This window comes from Methylocaldum sp. 14B (assembly GCF_002005105.1).
Classification (GTDB): Bacteria; Pseudomonadota; Gammaproteobacteria; order Methylococcales; family Methylococcaceae; genus Methylocaldum.
In genome coordinates this window covers 34,655-53,546 of sequence record NZ_MSCV01000015.1, presented here as the reverse complement: position 1 = coordinate 53,546, position 18,892 = coordinate 34,655, and the positions used below count along the sequence as shown (strand labels likewise).

Here is an 18,892-nt window from a genome sequence, read left to right as displayed (position 1 = left end):
TTCCTCCGCCACATGAAGATAGCAGGTTAAATTGGCCTCAGCCATTACAAAGACTTACCTAATCCGGGCGGGGCGACATTCGGGCAGGCCGACAGCCGGTCCAAAACCGGAATACATTGTCAAAGGACCTCCATGCAAGGCAGAATTGGGCGGACAAGCCAAATCATTGAGAATGAATCTGAAAATAAGAAATCTCGATTAATAAATTCTAAAACTCATCCACCCAAGAGGAAGACCCCATGGATAGCAAGATTCATCATCGTGTCGTAGTGATCGGCGGCGGCGCCGCCGGGCTCGGCATCGCCGCCCGTCTGCTGCATGCCGGGATAACGGATGTCGCCATCATCGAGCCGTCCGAGAAGCATTATTACCAGCCCTTCTGGACGTTCGTCGGAGGCGGCGTCGTCACTCGCGAGCAGTCGGTCAAACCGATGGCCGAGTTGATCCCCAAAGGCGCCACCTGGATACGCGATGCCGCCGCGGAGTTCGATCCCGCCAATAATTCGCTGAAAACCGAGGGCGGCAAGGAAATCGGCTACGACTACCTGGTCGTCTGTCCGGGGCTACAGATCGACTGGGACAAGATCCCGGGCGTAAAGGAAGCGGTAGGCAAGGACGGGGTGTGCAGCAATTACAGCTACGACACCGTGAACACCACCTGGGAAAACATCCGGAACTTCAAGGGCGGCAACGCCGTGTTCACTTTTCCGCCGCCGCCCATCAAATGCGCCGGCGCACCGCAGAAAATCATGTATTTGGCGGAGGATTATTTCCGCAAGCACGGCCTGCGCGACAAATCCCGCGTCGTCTACTACTGCGCCACGCCCACCATCTTCAGCGCGCCCAAATACGCCGCCAGCCTGATGGAACAGGTGGTGAAACCGCGCAATATCGAAGTTCATTTCAAGCACAATCTGGTGGAACTGCGCCCGGCGTCGAAAGAGGCCGTGTTCAAGAATCTCGATACCGGAGAGAACGTCGTTCAGCCCTACGACATGATCCACGTGGTTCCGCCCATGAGCGCTCCCGACTTCCTAAAGAAAAGTCCGCTCGGGAACGAAGGCGGGTGGGTGGACGTAAATAAGGACACCTTGCAGCACGTCCGCTACCCCAACGTGTTCAGCCTGGGCGATGCCAGCAGCCTGCCCACGTCCAAGACGGCGGCGGCAGTCCGGGCGCAAAGCCCGATCCTGACCGCGAATCTCCTGTCGGTCATGAACGGCGGACAGCCGGTAGCCAAATACGACGGCTATACTTCGTGCCCGCTGATCACCGGTTACGGCAAGCTGATCCTGGCCGAATTCGACTACGACCTGAAGCCCAAGGAAACCTTTCCCTTCGACCAGGGCAAGGAGCGCTACAGCATGTATCTGTTGAAGCGCTACATCATTCCGGTGATCTACTGGCAGGGCCTGCTCAAGGGCTATCAGTGGCCTCATCTGGGCAAGGCGTAAACCGGCATCCCCGCGCCGCAGGAATGGCAAAGTCCGTAGGCTGGAATGGAGCTTTGCGTAATTCCAGTTCGATCTCGCATCTGATCTCCTGAAAATGCTGGGTCTCGTTCCTGGACCCAGCCTACGGCGCTGCACCTCGTAAGCCGGAGCCTTTCCCACGAGGCGGGCCCAAGCGCAATCCGCTATTTGCATGGCAATACCGATCTTTCCCTCTCCCGCCGGGAGAGGGCTAGGGTGAGGGTATTAAGAACGAAACCTAACTGACCGCCCCGTGCTTCGCCTCTACCAATCCGACAAGCTGGAATTTCTCGCCGAACTTTTGACGGCGGACAGCACACCGCCGGCCTCCCCCTTCGAACCGGAAATCGTCATCGTTCAAAGCCTTGGCATGGGACGCTGGCTGTCCCTGCGCCTTGCGGACAATCTCGGCATCTGCGCCAACGTCCGTTTTCTGCTGCCGGCCTCGTTCATCTGGGACCTGCTTCGGCAATTCCTCGGCGAACTCCCGAGGCGTTCGGCATTCTCTTCCGAGGTACTCACCTTCCGCATCTTCGACTGGCTGGGGAGAACCGCAAATCTGGAGCGAACTCCGCGCCTGTCCGGGTATCTCCAAAACGGAGACGAACTCCGCCGGTTCCAACTCGCCAGGCGGATCGCCGATCTGTTCGATCAATATCTGATGTACCGGGCCGACTGGATAGCCGCCTGGGAACGCGGCGAAACGCTCGCCTTGGACGGCGACGAGGACTGGCAAGCCCTATTGTGGCGCGACCTGAGCATGGGGGAAGCTGCGCCCCATCGCGCCCGTTTCATGAACGAACTGCTGACGGCGCTCGAATCCGACTCGGCGGCCGATCGGCTTCCGCGGCGCATCGCCATCTTCGGCGTTTCCTCGCTGCCGCCGGCCTTTCTGTACGTGCTGAATGCGCTCGCCAGGCATACCGAGATCAATCTATACGCGCTCAATCCCTGCCGCGAATACTGGGGCGAAATCCGGGATGAACGGGAAATCGGCCGCGTGGCCGGAGAACGCTCGCCGGAAGATCTGTACCTGGAAGTGGGGCATCCCTTGCTGGCATCGCTAGGGAAACAAGGCCGCGAATTTTTCGATTCCGTGGCCGAGCATTCCGAGCTGCACAGCTTGTTTCGGGCGGAACCGCCGCGCGATTCGCTGCTGCACATACTCCAGGCCGACATCCTGGAACTGATCGACCGCCGCAGCGCCGGGCGCTTGGCCGTACGGCCGGACGACCGCTCGCTGCAAGTCCATGCCTGCCACAGCCCAATGCGCGAAGTCGAAGTCCTGCGCGATCAGCTTCTGGCGCTGTTCGACCTCGATCCTGAATTGAAACCGAGCGACGTGGCCGTGCTGACGCCGGACATCGAGCAATACACGCCTTACATCGAAGCGGTATTCGCCGAAAGCCACGATGCGCCGCAAATCCCCTTCAGCATCGCCGACCGCGGTTTGACCCACGAACAGCCGCTCCTGGAGACTTTTCTCGCGCTGCTCGATTTGCCGGAGAGCCGATTCGCGGCGGACACGACGCTCGGCTTTTTGGAGCAACCCGCCATACAGCGCCGTTTCCGGCTGTGCGAAGACGATCTTCCCATGATCCATCACTGGGCGCGGTCGGTCGGCACCCGCTGGGGGCGGGACGGGACCCACAAGACCGAATACCGGTTGCCGGACGTTCCTCGCCACACCTGGCGCGACGGCCTGAAGCGCCTGATGCTGGGCTATGCCCTGCCGCAGGAACTGGCGGGCGACGGCTTTCCGCTGTTCGCCGAAACCCTGCCTTACGACGACATCGAAGGCAGCCGGGTCTTGATCCTGGAGCGGTTCGCGGAATTTCTGGAAACCCTGTTCGAATGGGCGGACCGGTTCAAGGCGAAGCAGCCCGTGACGGAGTGGGTCGAGCGCTTGAACAGCTTCATCGACCGGCTGTTCGATCCGCGGGACGAGGACGAAACGCTGCTGCTCCAGCTGCGCGGCACCCTCGATCTGCTGCGGGAACTCTCGGAACAAGCCGGCTTCCGCGAGCCGGTCGGGATACGGGTGATCAAGCGCTGGCTCGCCGACCGCCTGTGTCAGCCATCGAGCGCCGGCGGCTTTTTGACCGGCGCGGTCACCTTCTGCGCGATGGTGCCGATGCGCAGCCTGCCGTTCAAGGTCATCGCCGTGCTCGGCCTGAACCACGACAGCTTTCCGCGTCAGCGCCATCCCCCCGACTTCGACCTGATGGCGAAGCATCCCCGCCGGGGAGACCGTTCCCGCCGGCTGGACGACCGCTATCTCTTCCTGGAAACGCTGCTGTCGGCGCGCGAGGTGTTTTATCTCAGCTATGTGGGCCGCAGCGTCCGCGACAACGCCGAACTCCCGCCTTCCCCTTTGGTGTCCGAACTCATCGACGTCGCGAAACAAAGCTGCGAGCTGGCCGAAGGCGACATCGAGTCCCATCTCGTTACCCAGCACCCGCTGCAACCGTTCGATCCCGGCTACTTCAAGGACGACGCAAGGTTGCCGGGCTATTCGTCGACTTGGCTGGCCGCGGCCCGCCTGATCGGACGAGGCGACCAGGAGCCCGCACCCTTGTTTTCCGGCCCTCTACCGGAACCCGAAGAGGAATGGCGCACGGTCGATCCGGAAGGCCTTGCTTATTTCTTCAGCAACCCCGCCCGTTATCTTCTGCGTCGGCGGCTGAACCTGGTTCTGGAAGACGCCGCAACGGAGTTCGAAGTGCGCGAACCGTTTGCGCTCGATTACCGAACGAGAAACCAGGTCCGCCAGAACCTCCTGAACGCCTTGGCGCTGGACCGAGAACCGCACAGCGCGCTGCTGCTCGCCGACGCCCAGGGCCTTTTGCCCCACGGCCGCTTCGGCGAAGCGCTGCACGGCAAGGAGCAACGGTTGGTCGAAAGCTTCGCCGTCAAACTGCTCCCGGAGCTCGTCAAACCCCGCTTCGAGCCGATGCCGGTGGATTTCGAAGCGAACGGCCTGCGCCTCATCGGCTCCCTCGCCGAAGTCGGCGCTAGCGGCCTTACCGACTACAGCTTCGAAGAGCCGAGCCCCCGCCAGCTCTTCGACCTCTGGCTCCGGCACCTGATGCTTTGCCTGATCGCCCCGAAAAACGTGACGCCGCAATCCATCCTGCACACGCCCAAGCAAACCCTCACATTCCATGCGGTCCACGATCCCGAAAACGAACTCGTGAAACTATTGAACGCCTACTGGCAGGGACTATCCGCCCCGCTGCCCTTCTTTCCCAAGGCCAGTCATGCCTACGCCCGCTGCATACACGATCCGCCGGCCAGACTTGGCGGCGATCCGGAGGCTATCCGGCTCAACGCGCTAAGGCAGGCCTGGAGTATCTGGGAAGGGTCGGAGTTTCAGGCCGGTGAAAGCGTGAATTCCTATTACCAGACGGTTTATCGAGGCAGCGATCCTCTGGACGAAAGCTTCGAGGCGCTGGCCATCGAGCTTATAAGCCCGATGTTGGCGGCGATGACGAAAGAGGTATCTCGGTAATTGCCGATGAGATTCTTGAATTCGGTGTATACGATGCCTCTTTATCCCGAATTAGCCTGATCGATATTGATTACTTTTCCGTGTTATTGGGAGTGGGGCACGAAACTAACGTTTATCGATCAGGCCGGCATAAAACGATTACGCTTCGAACAAGGATACGGAGCGTAGCTATCGAAGTAAGATATTGGATATTTTCCGATTAAGATTTGGCTTCGTTCTTGAAGTCGATTTTACCTTGAATGTTTCGAAATTTTGACCTAACTAAGGTATTTATGGGTATAACATCAAAATTGATTGAGATTTTTAGATCAAGAAAAGCGGGACCATTTCTGTTTGTTGGATCGGGGTTTTCGAGACGCTACTTAGGTCTTGAGGATTGGAGAGGACTTCTAGAGAGATTCTGTGTTACTGGAAAGCCGTTTGAGTATTATCTAGCTTCTGCAAATGGGCACTACCCTACCGTTGCAGCTCTCTTAGCAAGAGATTTCAATGAGATCTGGTGGAACTCAGAAGATTATAAAAAAAGCGTAGAGCGCTTCAAGTCAAAAGTGAAAGATGAAACATCAGCTCTACGTATTGAAATCTGCAACTATCTATCAACCCTAGATCAGTCAAAAGCGATGGACTCTGAATATAAAGAAGAAGTTTCGCTATTATCAGGACTGAATGTTGATGGTGTCATAACCACGAACTGGGATATGTTTATTGAACAGCTTTTTCCTGAACATAGAACTTATATAGGTCAAGAAGAGCTGCTGTTTTCACATCCCCACGAAATTGGCGAAATCTACAAGATTCACGGCTGCTCTACTGAACCGTCTTCGTTAGTAATGACGAAAAAGGATTACGATGAATTTAACGAAAAAAATACTTATCTTGCTGCCAAATTAATAACTCTGTTTGTCGAGCATCCAATTGTGTTTATTGGTTATTCAATTTCTGATGAAAACATAAGCAGCCTCCTAAGAGCAATTGCTTCATGTATCGGCACGGACAAGATAGAGCAACTAAGGAAAAATCTAATATTCGTACAGCGCTTGTCTAATGGCGAAGAACCAATTATTTCTGATACATATCTAGCCATAAACGGTGTGCAGATACCGTTGGTTCTGGTGAAGACCAATAACTTCGGAGAGGTCTATCAAGCCATTGATACAACAAAGCGGAAAATTCCTGCAAGAGTTCTGCGGTACTGCAAAGAACAACTTTATGAGTTAGTGCAGTCGGCAGAGCCAGAAAAGAAGATATGCGTGGTGGATATCGACGAAATTGAATCAAAAGAGGATGTTGAATTTTTAGTTGGAGTTGGAGTTGCATCAAAAGAGCACGCGGGCCCAGCACCAATTGGATATGCGGCGATAGGTGCAGAGGAGCTAATCGAAGATCTATTGCTTGATAACAAAGGCTTCGATCATCAACAAATTGTTGACAACGTGCTACCCCGCGCCAGTAAGAACACCCCTTATATTCCAGTATTTAAATACTTGAGATCAATCGGAATTGATAGTGAAGAGAAGTACAGGCTGGCCAATATATGCCTTGATAAAGTTGTAAAAAAAGAAGTAAAGGATTTTAGACTGAAAATGTACTCGAGGCCATTCTTTAGAAACTATAGGCATAAAAGTATAGAGGAGATTATCCAGCTATGCACGCCCGAGAATTCTTCCGCGTACATTCCTTTCGTACCAAGCGATAAAATTGATCTAGATGTATTGAAAGAATTCCTCATCAATAATCTTGAAAAGATAGATTATAAAAAATCAAGCTACGCCAGTAATTTTAGAAAATTGGCGGCGCTGTACGATAGGCTAAAATGGGGTTGGTAGCCCGCAGGCGCAATATGGGAAAAGGGTCATATGGGAAAAGGGTCATATGGGAAAAGGGTCAGGAAAAGGGTCAGGCTTTTGTTATTTGCTTCAGACTTCTTTAGGCGAAGGGCCGTAGGATGCGGTGAGGAACGAACCGCCCTTCGACCAGGCTCAGGACAGGCATCAATCGCGAACGATGCGCCTCCTATCGTCGGCACATCCTACGAACTGCCGCTGAACAATCAGTAACCGCACAAATAATCTAATCTTGTTTTCAACCGGACGCGGTATCGCGCCGACGCAAGGCTTGGATTTCATGCCGGTAGCGGCCATGTTGCCGGCGGACGCACTGGAAACTCGGATAATTACAAATGCCCGATCGGGCGGAAAAAATCGAGGTGAACTCATGAGATTGCCATTGGGGATTTCGTTTTTGTTTTTGTTTTTGGCGGTTCCGGCCCTCTTTGCCGGGACGGTGCAAGCCGAGAAAACCGATTTGGCCGGTTCCGCCGATCATGCCCTGGTCGGACGTTACGAGGGGTCGGTTGTCACGTTTTACGAAACGAAAGCCCACGAAGAATTGAAGCTGCCGTTCAAACCGCTGGACCGTGGCCAAAAAGACAAGCCCGAGGCATGGCAGATCGGCGTGTCCGGGAAGCTCACCTCGATTCGATATGAAGGCCCCGCGGATCGCTCGATCCTGGAGGTCATGCGCAATTACGAGGCGGCATTGCGCTCGAAGGGATTCACGATTCGTTTCTTCTGCAAGGGCGCGAAGGAATGTTCGCCCGGCGGATCGGTCCCAACCTTCTGGGAAGCCGGGAACGGCCAGATCGGCATGCCGACGACCTGGGATACCACTGTCTATTTGCTGGCGGAGCGGGATGCGCCGGAAGGCCGGGTTACCGTCGGGATGCTCGGGGTCGAGACCAAGGCGACCAAATCCCGGCCTCTGACGCCGCATGTTGCCGTGACGGTCGTCGAATCGAAGCCGATGGAGGCCGACAAGATCGCGCTGGTCAAGGCCAGCGAAATGCAGCAGGCGCTGGAGCGCGACGGCCGGATCGCGATCTACGGCATCTACTTCGATTTCGACAAGGCGGAGATCAAGCCGGAATCGGAACCGCAAATCGCGCAATTGGCGGCGCTTCTGAAAGAAAACCCTAAGTTAAAGGTCCTCATCGTCGGACACACGGACGGCAAGGGCGCGTTCGACTACAATCTCTCGCTGTCCCAGAAACGAGCCCAGACCGTGGCAGACACTCTGGTGTCGGCCCATGGCATCGCTCGCGACCGCCTGACACCCGCGGGCGCCGGCATGATAGCGCCTGTCGCTTCGAACAAAACGGAAGAAGGGCGCGCGAAAAACCGGCGCGTCGAGATCGTCGAACACTACTCCGGCGGTTAAAGGCAAATACTACCCTCCTTCCACACGGCGTCAGCTTTCCCGGTCGTCTTGGGGACACCAAGACGACCCTTCTAATCGCAAACGGTTGCTTTAGAGCGTTTTCATCTCGCTCGTCCGGCAAAACAGGCTTGGCGGAAGTCGTTGGCGACTTCGGCTCGGGTGAATGGATTCAAGCACTCGTAGGTCGGCAATCCTTTGCCGACGAAGACGCTCGGCCGAGACGTGGTGTCGGGAAAGGATTCCCGACCTACTCGCGAATGCCCGTACAGTCGGTATGAAAATGCTCTAGCCGCAATCTTTCTCGTCGTTGCCGGAGAAGTGCTTCGTGGCGTAGGATGCGGCTCGTTCCTCACCGCGCTCTACGGCATTAAACGAAATCGCCCATGCTCCCTTCCAGCCAGCTATCCACCGACCATACCCCAGAGTTCGACATCTACGACGCCGAGCTCGCCGGGCTGAATCTGGTCGAAGCCAGCGCCGGGACGGGCAAGACCTGGACGATTTCGGGGCTTTACGTTCGGCTGATTCTGGAGCTTGGCCTCAGCGTCGATCAGATTCTGGTGGTGACGTACACCAAGGCGGCGACCGCCGAGCTTCAGGATCGTATCCGCAGGCGGTTGAGGGAGGTCCTTTCCGCCTTCGAAACCGGCGAAAGCGACGACGATTTCTGCCGCCGCATCCTCGAACTGTACGGCGACCGGACCGAGATCGCCAGGCGCCTTCTCGGCTATGCGATCAGCGGGTTCGACGAGGCCGCGGTCTACACCATCCACGGATTCTGCCAGCGCCTCTTGAACGAAAGCGCCTTCGAATCGGGAGCGGATTTCGATTGCGAGCTGATGCCGGACGAAACCGATTTGCTGCGGGAAATCGTCGACGATTTCTGGCGACGGGAGGTCTATCTCGCCTCCGCAGCTTGGGCCGATTATCTGGCCCAAACAAATCAATCGCCCGATGTCTGGCTGAGCGAAATTCAGCCCTATGTAGGCAAGCCGTTCCTGAAAATCGCCGGGCCCGTCGAACCGGCTGACGAGGAGGACGACATCGCGCGGTTCGGGCAGGCGGTGCTTGGAGCGGCGGAAGCCTGGCATGCCGAAAGGACTGCCATCGAGGCGCTGCTGCTGGATTATCCGAATTTCAACCGAACCCGCGTCAAACCCGAAAGCTTGCGGAACTGGCTAGCCGAAACGGCCGAATTTTTCGGCCGATGGCCGGCATCGGAACAGACTCCGCAGCCGGTCGTTTTACCCGAAGTCCCGCCCGTGCTCGATCTGCCGGAAGGTCTTCAACGTCTGACGCCCGAAGCCCTTGCCGCTGCCGTCAAGAAAGCTTGCGAGCCACCGCGGCATCCTTTTTTTCAACGTTGCCGGTCCGTGGTCGAGGCGGACGAGGCCCTGCGCCGAAATTTCGAAATTCGGCTTCAGTGCCTCAAGCGGCGCCTGATCGAGTTCTGCGACGCCGAACTGGACCAGCGCAAGGGCGCGCTGCAAGTCGTCTGCTACAACGACCTGCTGAACCGCCTGGCCAGCGCGCTGGATTCGGAACACGGCAAACGCCTGGCGGAAACCGTCCGCCGCCGCTACCGGGCCGCCCTGATCGACGAATTCCAGGACACCGACCCGATCCAATACCGCATCTTCCGCCGCATCTACGGGGACGGCGGTTCGCCGGTGTTCTTCGTCGGCGATCCCAAGCAGGCGATCTACGGGTTTCGCGGCGCGGACATCTTCAGCTACCTCGAAGCGCGGAGCAACGAACGCATCACCCGCCGCACGCTGAAGACCAATCAGCGCTCCGAGCGCGATCTCATCGCCACGGTCAATGCCTTGTTCGTCGACCATCCGAAGCCGTTCCTGCTCGACGAGATTCCCTACCCGGAGGTAAGGCCCGCCGCGCGGCTGCGTGCCCTTCTGGATATCGAAGGCGACGGCGAGGAGCCGTTCCGCTTCCTTTTGCTGCCGCCGGAGCAAGACGACAAAGGAAAGGAAAAGCCCTATTCGAAAGGCGCGGCAAGCCGATTGACCGCCTTGGCGACCGCCTTCGAAATCGCCCGGCTGCTCAACGCCGCAAGCGAGGGCAAGGCACGCCTGGGCGAGCGAAGCCTCGACGGGGGCGACATCGCCGTACTGGTCTCCACCCACGTCCAGGCGCGCTTGATCGAGGACGCGCTGTCGGCCTGCGGCGTGCCCAGCGTGCGCCAGGGGCAGGAGAACGTGTTCTCGACTCCCGAAGCGGCGGAACTCGAACGGATCTTGCAGGCGGTCGCCCAGCCGGGGCGGGAGCCGCTGATCAAGGCCGCGCTGGCGACGGAACTCATGAATCATACGGCCAACGCGATATTCGAACTGCAAAAGGACGAGAGTGTTTGGGAAGCGATCTTCGACCGCTTTCAGACCTACCATCACGTCTGGCTGAGCGAAGGCTTCATGCCGATGTTCCGCCGCTGGTTCGAAGACGCCCGCATCACCGAGCATCTGCCGAAGTTTCGAGACGGCGAGCGGCGGCTGACCAATCTCCTGCACTTGGCCGAACTGCTGCAGGTAGAGAGCCGCAAAAAATCGAGTATCGATACGCTGCTGGGCTGGTTCGGCCGCGCCATCCGGAGTCCCTCCAAGAGCGACGAAACCGCCCTGCTACGCCTGGAAAGCGACGCCAAGCGCGTGAAGATCGTGACCATACACACCAGCAAGGGGCTCGAATACCCGATCGTGTTCTGTCCGTTTCTCTGGGACGGAAGGCTGCGGCAGCGAAAGGCTCAATCGGTGCTTCTGCACGCCGACGGCGAATCGGTACTGGACCTCGGCTCGGCGAAGCTGGAGGAAAACCGGCGTCAGGCCGTCCTGGAAGAAATGTCGGAAAATCTGCGTCTTCTTTACGTGGCGCTCACGCGCGCCGTTTACCGCTGCTATGTCGTCTGGGGCAATGTCCGGAACGGGCGGGACAAAAGCGAAGGCTTTCACTCGACCGCCATGGCCTGGCTGCTGCACGGCGGCTCGACGGCGCCGGAGGACGATCCGTTGGCGGCATTGGAGACAAGACTGCTGGAAGCCGATACCGGGTTTATCGCCGCCGACATCCGCGGCCTCGCGGAACGGGCGCCCGGCTGCGTTAGCCTAGGCTCCGTCGAAACCCGTCCGATCCGCTACCGCGGCTCGGAACGGGAGGACGATTCAACCCTGGCCGTTCGCCCCTTCCGGCGTCCGCCGCTTTACCCGAACTGGCGCATGAGCAGCTTTTCCGCCTTGACCACCGGGCGGCACAGCGAAGCGCCGGATTACGACGTTCTGCCGGAATCCGAGTTACCGGAAGCGCCGGGCGATTCGATATTCGCCTTTCCGCGTGGCGCTCGGGCCGGATCGTGCCTGCACGCGATTTTGGAGGAATGGGACTTTGCCTGCCGGGATTCCGAACGGCTAGCCGAACTCGTCCGCCGCAAATTGAAAGCTCACGGCATCGGAGATGGCTGGACGCCGACCGTACGGCAGACCATCGAAACCGCCCTCGAAACACCGCTCGACGACAGCGGGCTCAAGCTGTCCGATGTGCCGGAAGAAAAGCGCCTGGTCGAAATGGAATTCACTTATGCGTTGCGGGGGGGCGATTCCGAAGCTTTGCGGAAACTTCTCGCCGATCCGCGATTTCAACGCGACCGCCGCTATGCCGAAGCCGCCCGGCTGCTCGACTTCAAGCATATCGAAGGCTATATGAAAGGCTTTATCGATCTGGTGTTCGAAGCGGACGGCCGCTATTACCTGCTCGACTGGAAATCCAACTGGCTCGGCAACACCCATGCCGATTACGCTCCGGACCGCCTCGCCGCCGCCATGACGCGCGAGCATTATTATCTCCAGTTCCTCATCTACACCGTCGCCCTGCACCGATATCTCAAGCAAAGGCTGCCGAGCTACGATTATGAAACCCATTTTGGCGGAGCGTATTACCTATTTCTGAGGGGTATCGCGCCGCAGAGAAAAACCGGAATCTTTTGGGACAAGGCGACGGAGTCATTGATCGAGGCTTTGGACAGCCTCTTGATGGGGACGTCGTAGCGCAAAACTGCGGCTCGATAACACCCCCGTCTAGTCGCTTGGCCAACGCCGATACTGTTCATAAAGAAAAATACGGCGAAAATAGGCCATCTCCCCATTTCGAATAATAAGGTCATGAACTCCGAAGCCCGCGCTGCCTCGTTGCGTTCTTCCGCACGTTCCTTACCGGCCGCACCGGCCTCGGCCGCCCAGAAACTCTTGAAGCTTTCGACGCTCGGAAAGCAGTTCGCCACTTACTTGGGCCGGCTCGACGGCAATCCCGACGAAGCGGTCATCTGGGCGGCACAGCTGGCTTACCAGGCCGTCGCGGAAGGTCATATCTGTATTCGTCTGTGCGACTATGCCGGCTCCGAGGTAGCCCCCGACGACGGCGAGGGCATCGTTACGCTGCCCGGTCTCGCCGATTGGCTGGCGCTGCTCCGAAAGTCCAAGCTGGTCGGGGCTCCCGGCAGCTTCGCGCCGCTCATCCTCGACGCGGACAACCGCCTCTATCTGACGCGTTACTGGCATTACGAGAAGACATTGGCGGACAACTTGATATCTCTCGCAGAAAGCCCTTGCCCGGAAATCGATCTGGCCAAACTTCGCGCCGAACTGGACCGGCTTTTCGCGCACAACACCGAGGTGCCCGATCGGCAGAAGCTGGCTGCGGCCGTGGCGACGTTGCGGCGGTTCTGCGTCATCTCCGGGGGCCCCGGAACGGGAAAGACTTCCACCGTGGTTCGCATACTCGCCGCACTCCAATCCCAGGCGGGAGAAAAGCCGCTGCGCATCGCTCTGAGCGCGCCCACCGGCAAAGCGGCGGCGCGGCTTCAGGAATCCATACGCGAACAGAAAGCGAAACTGCCGGTGCCGCAAGCCGTACTCGACACTCTTCCCGAAACCGCCTCCACGTTGCATCGGCTGCTGGGCGCCAAGCCCGACTCCGTTTACTTTCGCCATAACCGGAAAAATCCGCTGCCGCTGGACGTATTGGTGGTGGATGAGGCATCGATGATCGACCTGGCGCTGATGGCCAAGCTGATCGACGCCTTGCCGAAAGCCGCCCGGCTGATTTTGCTGGGGGACAAGGATCAATTGGCGTCGGTGGAACCCGGAGCGGTGTTCGGCGATCTGTGCGAATCGTCCGGCTACAGCCCGGCATTTTGCGATCAACTTTACGCAGCCTCGGGTGTCAAGATTCCGTCGGGCGATCTGTTCACACCGGCCCTGTCCGATTGTATCGCGCTCCTCACCCACAGCCATCGCTTCGGGTCGGAAAGCGGCATCGGCCAGTTGGCGCGAATGATCAATGCCGGGCGCGCTAAAGAAGCGGTCGCGTTGCTCGCCGGCGGCCGTCATCCCGAGATTCATTGGGAGCGGACACGGGTCGGCGGAGTGGATTTGGTCCGAAGGATGGAAGGCGGCTATCGAGCTTTCTTCGAAGCCGTCGACTCGGGCGACGAAGCAAAGGACGTTCTGCGCCTTTTCGGCCGTTTTCGGGTACTGACCGCTCATCGGGAAGGCGATAGCGGAGCGGCGGGCATAAACCGCAGGTTCGAGGAACAACTTTACGTGCAACGGCGATTGCGCCGGGGAAGCCGATGGTATCCCGGTCGTCCGGTGATCGTGACCCGCAACGATTACGACCTCCGGCTGTTCAACGGCGATATCGGCATCGCGCTGGAAACCGGCGCAGGACTCCGGGTCTTTTTCGAGGATGCGGACGGCCACATCCGGGGATTTTCGCCGACACGCCTCCCCGAACACGAAACCGTGTACGCCATGACCGTTCACAAAAGCCAGGGTTCCGAATTCGACGAGATCGTGCTGGCGCTACCGGACCTTGAAGGCCCGGTACTGGACCGCCCGTTGATTTACACGGCCGTCACCCGAGCGCGGCATCGAGCGGAAATACACGGCTCGCAGAAAATTCTGGAAGACGCCATCAAGCGCGTTCCCGGACGATTCTCCGGACTTCGCGAGCGGCTTTGGACCTGTATTTAGCCCACATTTCTCATACCCCTTCGTCGCGAACTCGGGCTGCGAAGCAGATTTTCTCAACAATCTCTGAGAAATCTTCCGGATTGAGCCGGCCCATCGGGACGACTACAATGGCGAGCTTTGCTGCACGGCAGACATCATCCATGCACGACGAATTCCAGCAGCGCGCCAGCGAACTGATCGAAGCGGGACGCTATATTCACGGCAGGGGGTGGGCCCCTGCGACCAGCGGAAACTTTTCCGCCCGGCTCGGCGACGGGCGCATCGCCATCACCGTATCCGGACGCCACAAAGGCGAACTGACCCCCGACGACATCATGCTGATCGATGCCGAAGGCAGGTCGCTGGACGGAAAAAAGCCCTCGGCCGAGACTTTGCTGCATACCTCGATCTATCGCCGCTATCCGGATGTCGGTGCCGTGCTGCACCCGCACACCCCGAGCGCCACCTTGCTTTCGCGATTCTTCCGCGACGAACTGGTGCTGGAGAACTACGAACTGCTGAAAGCCCTGCCGGGAATCGACACGCATGAGACTCGAATCGTCGTCCCGATCTTCCCCAATGATCAGAACATTCCTCGACTGGCGCTGAAAGTGGACGAATACATCGAACTCCATGGCAACATCTACGGTTATGTAATCGCAGGTCACGGATTTTATACCTGGGGAGCCTCGGTGAAGGACGCTCTGCGTCATGTCGACGCGCTGGAATTTTTATTTGATATCGAGAGTCGCTTACACGGAGTAAGAACGCCATGAGCTTACTGACCATTCATCCCGAAAATCGGCCGGAAAATGCCGAGGTGATCCGAGAACCGGAAACCATCGCCACGAAGCTTTGGGAAATCGGTGTGCTGTTCGAGCGCTGGACCGCCGACCAGGAACTGTCTCCCGACGCCGATCAGGAGTCCATTATCGCGGCCTATCGTCCATCCATCGATCGGCTGATCGACCGCTACGAATTTCGCTCGGTCGACGTCATCAGCGTACGCCCGGACCATCCGCAGAAGGCGGAACTGCGCACCAAGTTTCTCAGCGAACATACTCACGACGATTTCGAGGTGCGTTTCTTCGTCGATGGAAAAGGCCTCTTTTATCTGCATCCCAACGACAAGGTATACGTGCTGCTGTGCGAGCAAGGCGACCTCATCAGCGTCCCGGCGCATGTCAAGCACTGGTTCGACATGGGCGAGAATCCGAATCTGAAGGCAATCCGCTTATTCACTTCTCCAGAAGGCTGGGTCGCTCGATTCACCGGCGCCAATATTGCCGACACCTTTCCCAAACTCGAACAATTTTTGACCCAGTACGTATGATTAGCGCGATTTTGACTGACATCGAGGGAACTACATCATCGATATCCTTTGTCAAAGATGTATTGTTCCCCTACTCCCGCGAGCGTATGATGAGTTTCGTCGCTCATCATGCCGATAATCCGGATGTAGCGAAGCTGTTCGACGAGGTGCGTTCACTCTGCGGAATGGAGTTGAGCACGGTACAAGTCGCAGAACAGCTGATTCGCTGGATCGATGAGGATCGAAAGTCACCGCCCCTCAAAGCATTGCAGGGGATGATATGGGAAGAGGGATACCGCAAACGGGATTATTGCGGTCACATCTATGAGGACGCCGTGCGCAAGCTAAGGGAATGGAAAGCTCAGGGCATCGATCTCTATGTATTTTCCTCGGGATCCGTCCACGCCCAAAAACTCCTGTTCGGACACACCGAATACGGCGATTTGACGCCGCTGTTTTCCGGTTATTTCGACACTCGGATCGGCCCCAAGCAAGATGCCGATTCCTACCGGGAGATTGCTCGGCAGATTGGCTTGCCGCCCGCCTCCATCCTGTTCCTCTCGGACGTTGAAGGGGAATTGGACGCTGCAAAATCCGCCGGTTTTTTGACGTGCCAGTTGGTTCGTGAAAGCACTGATTCGGGTCAGACTGCCCATGATCGGGCAGCGGATTTTGATGCCATCAATATTTCTTTATGAGAAAAGAAGCATTTAACGACCAGACCGGGACAGTATCGACAGAGCCGCCGAGCTTTGAATCACAGGCACTTAGCGGCTACTCACGAATGGCGCGATTTATGCTTTAAATGAGGAGGTAGTTTTAAAGCTTGATTCCGTAAGGCACGAAAAGTAAAGTTCGCGTTTTTCGGTGGGCGGGTTGCCGTTCACCCGGGCATCGACGAGTTCCCCGCCTCCGCGCATTGGTGGCGGAGAAGGGACTACGGAGAATTCTTCGATGCCTATGCGAAGACCTTATTTAAAAAAGGGAACTTAGCATATGAGCACTAACACAAATTCTCATAATAGGCATCGAATATCCGACGCCAGCATATCCCGGCGAGCATTTTTGACGCGTGCCGGAATGGCTGCTGTCGGAGCTTTGCTTTTACCCTCGACCGATGCGCTTGCGAAAATCTTCAGTAAAGATCGCAAGCTCTCATTTCATAATTTAAATACCGGCGAAGAACTGACGCTCCTTTGTAGCCCGCAACAGTATTACGACCGCCGAACTTTGAGGCAGTTCAACTATTTTCTGCGGGACCATCGTACAGATAGCGTCCATCCGATGGATTCCGGCCTGATCGATTTGCTCTATGCGGTTTCGGTATTCACCGGGAGCCGCGGCACGTTTCAGGTGGTCTCGGGATACCGTTCTCCGGAAACGAACCGGATGCTGCGCAAGACCAGCCATGGCGTGGCCGAACACAGCCTGCACATGGAAGGCAAGGCGATCGATATTCGCATGAGCGATATCAGTACGCGCACGATCCAGAAGGCAGCGCTCGCCCTACAACAGGGCGGCGTCGGCTATTACCGCCGCTCCGATTTCGTTCATTTGGATACCGGCAGAGTCCGTTCCTGGTAGCCTTGCCCGATAATAGATTCAGCGCTCCAAATCCGATTTAGAGCGCTTTCTCCGCTCGCTCCCCTCCTCGTCATGAGGGGTAAGGGAAGCCCTTCGCCAGCAGGTCGCTGAGAATCAGGTCGTGGCCGTAGATGTCATCGTAAAAGCTCACGGTGCCTGACTCGTCCGCCAACACCGTCGAATAGAAGATGTAAACCGGTACGGCCTGCTTCAAGGTGACGGTTTTCGGCTTGTCTCTAGTCATGGCCGATTCGATCCGTTCGCGGGTCCATTCACCCTGGTCTGCCAGAATGAATTCCGCCAGAGCAACCGGATCTTCCACTCGGATACAGCCGTGGCTGAAATCGCGCCTGGCTTTCTTGAACAATCCCTTGGACGGTGTGCTGTGCAGATAAATGTTATTGTGGTTAGGGAACGCGAACTTGACCAAACCCAAGGCGTTTTTGGGGCCCGGCTTCTGCCGCAACTTGAGAGTACCAGTCGTCAGCATCTCGATATTTCTGAAGCTTGGCTCATAAACGGGCGCATTCGGCGAGAAATTCGGGACCAGCTCCAGGCTGTTCTTCGCCAAGTATCCGGGGTTACTGAGAATTTGCGGCAGCATTTCCTTGACCGTGATCTTGTACGGCAGATTCCAGTACGGCCGAAAGACGATATACGTCATATCCGAGTGAAAGACGGGCGTATGACGTCCGTCGACGGACTCCCCGACGATGACGTTCATCTGAAGATCGGACGTTCCGAAAGCGGAGCCGTTTCGAAAACCGAACAGCTGGAATGACGGAATGTTGACGACAAGATAGTTGCCGCGGATTTGTTCGGGCAACCAGCGAAGACGCTCCAGCCCGAGCTGAATTTGCCGCAATCGGTCGGCCAGCGGGAAATTAAGCTGATTCAGCGTACCTTTTCCGATAATGCCGTCCGCCGTCAACCCGTGGCGCTGCTGAAAACGCTTGACCGCTTGCGCAAGCTCGGGTCCGTAAACCAGGGAGCCGGCGGAACCCTGTTTGATTTCGTTCAAATCCCCAAGAGCGAGCAACAAATGTCTCAGCGCCGGCACATCCTTATGGCGATCTCCCGGACTGAATTTCGCCGGAAAAGAAAACTGGACCGGGGTCATTTCCTTTGCTAACCGCTGATACTGAGGCAGCGCCGCCTTGAGCCGCTCATAGATAGGAAACTTGGGCTCCAAAGCATCGATCATCGCCGCCGGTTGCTGGCTCTGAGCGATTTTCTGAATCAGATTCGGCAGATCCACCCTCTTGGGCTCGACGTTGAGTCCGTAATCGATGTTATTCGGATTGATGCGCCCGACATACAGATTCGATACGTAACGCATGGCCACGAGGCTCAGAGCCACATCAAAGGAAGCGACTTCCCGCGGATTTGCGGACGTCGTATCGAACTCGCTCAACCACTTGCCCAACAGCTCGGCGTCATAATCCGCAGCGTTCAACCCTTTGCTGTCCGCCTCCGCCAAGCTCGCCACCAGCGTCTCTGCCTGCGGCGTCGGCCTTCCTTCGTTCAGCCATAAAGGCGTAAGGCCGTTCTGGTAATACAACTGCTCCAGTTGCGCCTTGTAGTCAGGAAACTTGCCCCAGCGCAGCTTCGGATGCGTACCCTCCTTGAGAAGACTTTGTATGTGGACGGCGGGCGTATCCGGGATGAGCTCAGGAGCTTCGGCCTGAACGGCGGACGCAGCAACGGTGCCGAGAGCTAAAACGGTTACAGCAAACTGAAAAAAAATCCCCAAGGTTGGGCAAACTTTGTTCATCTCATTTTT

Annotated in this window: 11 protein-coding genes; 10 read left to right on the top strand and 1 reads right to left on the bottom strand. The window is 57.3% G+C overall.

Annotation, left to right across the window (positions count from 1 at the left end):
* Positions 1-239: 239 nt before the first annotated feature.
* The 10 genes from B2A78_RS12575 (at position 240) to B2A78_RS12530 (ending at position 17,109) form a co-directional block, all read left to right on the top strand.
* Positions 240-1,454 carry an FAD/NAD(P)-binding oxidoreductase gene (locus tag B2A78_RS12575; RefSeq protein WP_077730346.1) on the top strand — a complete coding sequence of 405 codons (1,215 nt, stop codon included), beginning with the start codon at positions 240-242 and terminating at the stop codon, positions 1,452-1,454.
* A 271-nt stretch (positions 1,455-1,725) separates the two neighbouring features.
* Positions 1,726-4,983 (top strand): exodeoxyribonuclease V subunit gamma, encoded by a 3,258-nt coding sequence (gene recC, locus B2A78_RS12570; protein ID WP_077730345.1) that lies wholly within the window; start codon positions 1,726-1,728, stop codon positions 4,981-4,983.
* Positions 4,984-5,255: 272 nt separating this feature from the next.
* Positions 5,256-6,809, top strand: a complete 1,554-nt coding sequence (locus B2A78_RS12565; RefSeq protein WP_077730344.1) for an SIR2 family protein — start codon at positions 5,256-5,258, stop codon at positions 6,807-6,809.
* Between the two features lie 388 nt (positions 6,810-7,197).
* Complete coding sequence (locus B2A78_RS12560) at positions 7,198-8,199, top strand: OmpA family protein (RefSeq protein WP_077730411.1); 1,002 nt, start codon at positions 7,198-7,200, stop codon at positions 8,197-8,199.
* A gap of 383 nt (positions 8,200-8,582) precedes the next feature.
* Complete coding sequence (recB, locus tag B2A78_RS12555) at positions 8,583-12,248, top strand: exodeoxyribonuclease V subunit beta (protein ID WP_077730343.1); 3,666 nt, start codon at positions 8,583-8,585, stop codon at positions 12,246-12,248.
* A 114-nt stretch (positions 12,249-12,362) separates the two neighbouring features.
* Complete coding sequence (recD, locus tag B2A78_RS12550) at positions 12,363-14,234, top strand: exodeoxyribonuclease V subunit alpha (protein WP_077730342.1); 1,872 nt, start codon at positions 12,363-12,365, stop codon at positions 14,232-14,234.
* Between the two features lie 140 nt (positions 14,235-14,374).
* Positions 14,375-14,989 carry a methylthioribulose 1-phosphate dehydratase gene (locus tag B2A78_RS12545; protein WP_240502510.1) on the top strand — a complete coding sequence of 205 codons (615 nt, stop codon included), beginning with the start codon at positions 14,375-14,377 and terminating at the stop codon, positions 14,987-14,989.
* Positions 14,986-15,546 (top strand): cupin, encoded by a 561-nt coding sequence (locus B2A78_RS12540; protein ID WP_077730340.1) that lies wholly within the window; start codon positions 14,986-14,988, stop codon positions 15,544-15,546. The genes B2A78_RS12545 and B2A78_RS12540 overlap by 4 nt, the downstream gene beginning before the upstream one ends.
* Positions 15,543-16,223, top strand: coding sequence for an acireductone synthase (gene mtnC / locus B2A78_RS12535; RefSeq protein ID WP_077730339.1), 681 nt, complete (start codon positions 15,543-15,545; stop codon positions 16,221-16,223). Before B2A78_RS12540 ends, mtnC begins: the two co-directional genes overlap by 4 nt.
* Positions 16,224-16,605: 382 nt before the next feature.
* On the top strand, positions 16,606-17,109 hold the full coding sequence (locus tag B2A78_RS12530) for a DUF882 domain-containing protein (protein ID WP_240502509.1): 504 nt from the start codon (positions 16,606-16,608) through the stop codon (positions 17,107-17,109).
* 70 nt (positions 17,110-17,179) lie between these two features.
* Here B2A78_RS12530 and B2A78_RS12525 read toward each other — a convergent pair whose 3' ends face one another.
* The gene (locus B2A78_RS12525; protein ID WP_077730337.1) at positions 17,180-18,883 is read right to left on the bottom strand and encodes a L,D-transpeptidase family protein; all 1,704 of its coding nucleotides are present in this window, start codon (positions 18,881-18,883) and stop codon (positions 17,180-17,182) included.
* Positions 18,884-18,892 lie beyond the last annotated feature (9 nt).

Excerpts from the sequence above, each read along its gene's own strand:
- B2A78_RS12575 (WP_077730346.1), top strand. The coding sequence starts at position 240 with ATGGATAGCAAGATTCATCATCGTGTCGTAGTGATCGGCGGCGGCGCC.
- B2A78_RS12565 (WP_077730344.1), top strand. The coding sequence starts at position 5,256 with ATGGGTATAACATCAAAATTGATTGAGATTTTTAGATCAAGAAAAGCG.
- B2A78_RS12560 (WP_077730411.1), top strand. The coding sequence starts at position 7,198 with ATGAGATTGCCATTGGGGATTTCGTTTTTGTTTTTGTTTTTGGCGGTT.
- recB (WP_077730343.1), top strand. The coding sequence starts at position 8,583 with ATGCTCCCTTCCAGCCAGCTATCCACCGACCATACCCCAGAGTTCGAC.
- recD (WP_077730342.1), top strand. The coding sequence starts at position 12,363 with ATGAACTCCGAAGCCCGCGCTGCCTCGTTGCGTTCTTCCGCACGTTCC.
- B2A78_RS12545 (WP_240502510.1), top strand. The coding sequence starts at position 14,375 with ATGCACGACGAATTCCAGCAGCGCGCCAGCGAACTGATCGAAGCGGGA.
- B2A78_RS12540 (WP_077730340.1), top strand. The coding sequence starts at position 14,986 with ATGAGCTTACTGACCATTCATCCCGAAAATCGGCCGGAAAATGCCGAG.
- mtnC (WP_077730339.1), top strand. The coding sequence starts at position 15,543 with ATGATTAGCGCGATTTTGACTGACATCGAGGGAACTACATCATCGATA.
- B2A78_RS12530 (WP_240502509.1), top strand. The coding sequence starts at position 16,606 with ATGGCTGCTGTCGGAGCTTTGCTTTTACCCTCGACCGATGCGCTTGCG.
- B2A78_RS12525 (WP_077730337.1), bottom strand. The coding sequence starts at position 18,883 with ATGAACAAAGTTTGCCCAACCTTGGGGATTTTTTTTCAGTTTGCTGTA.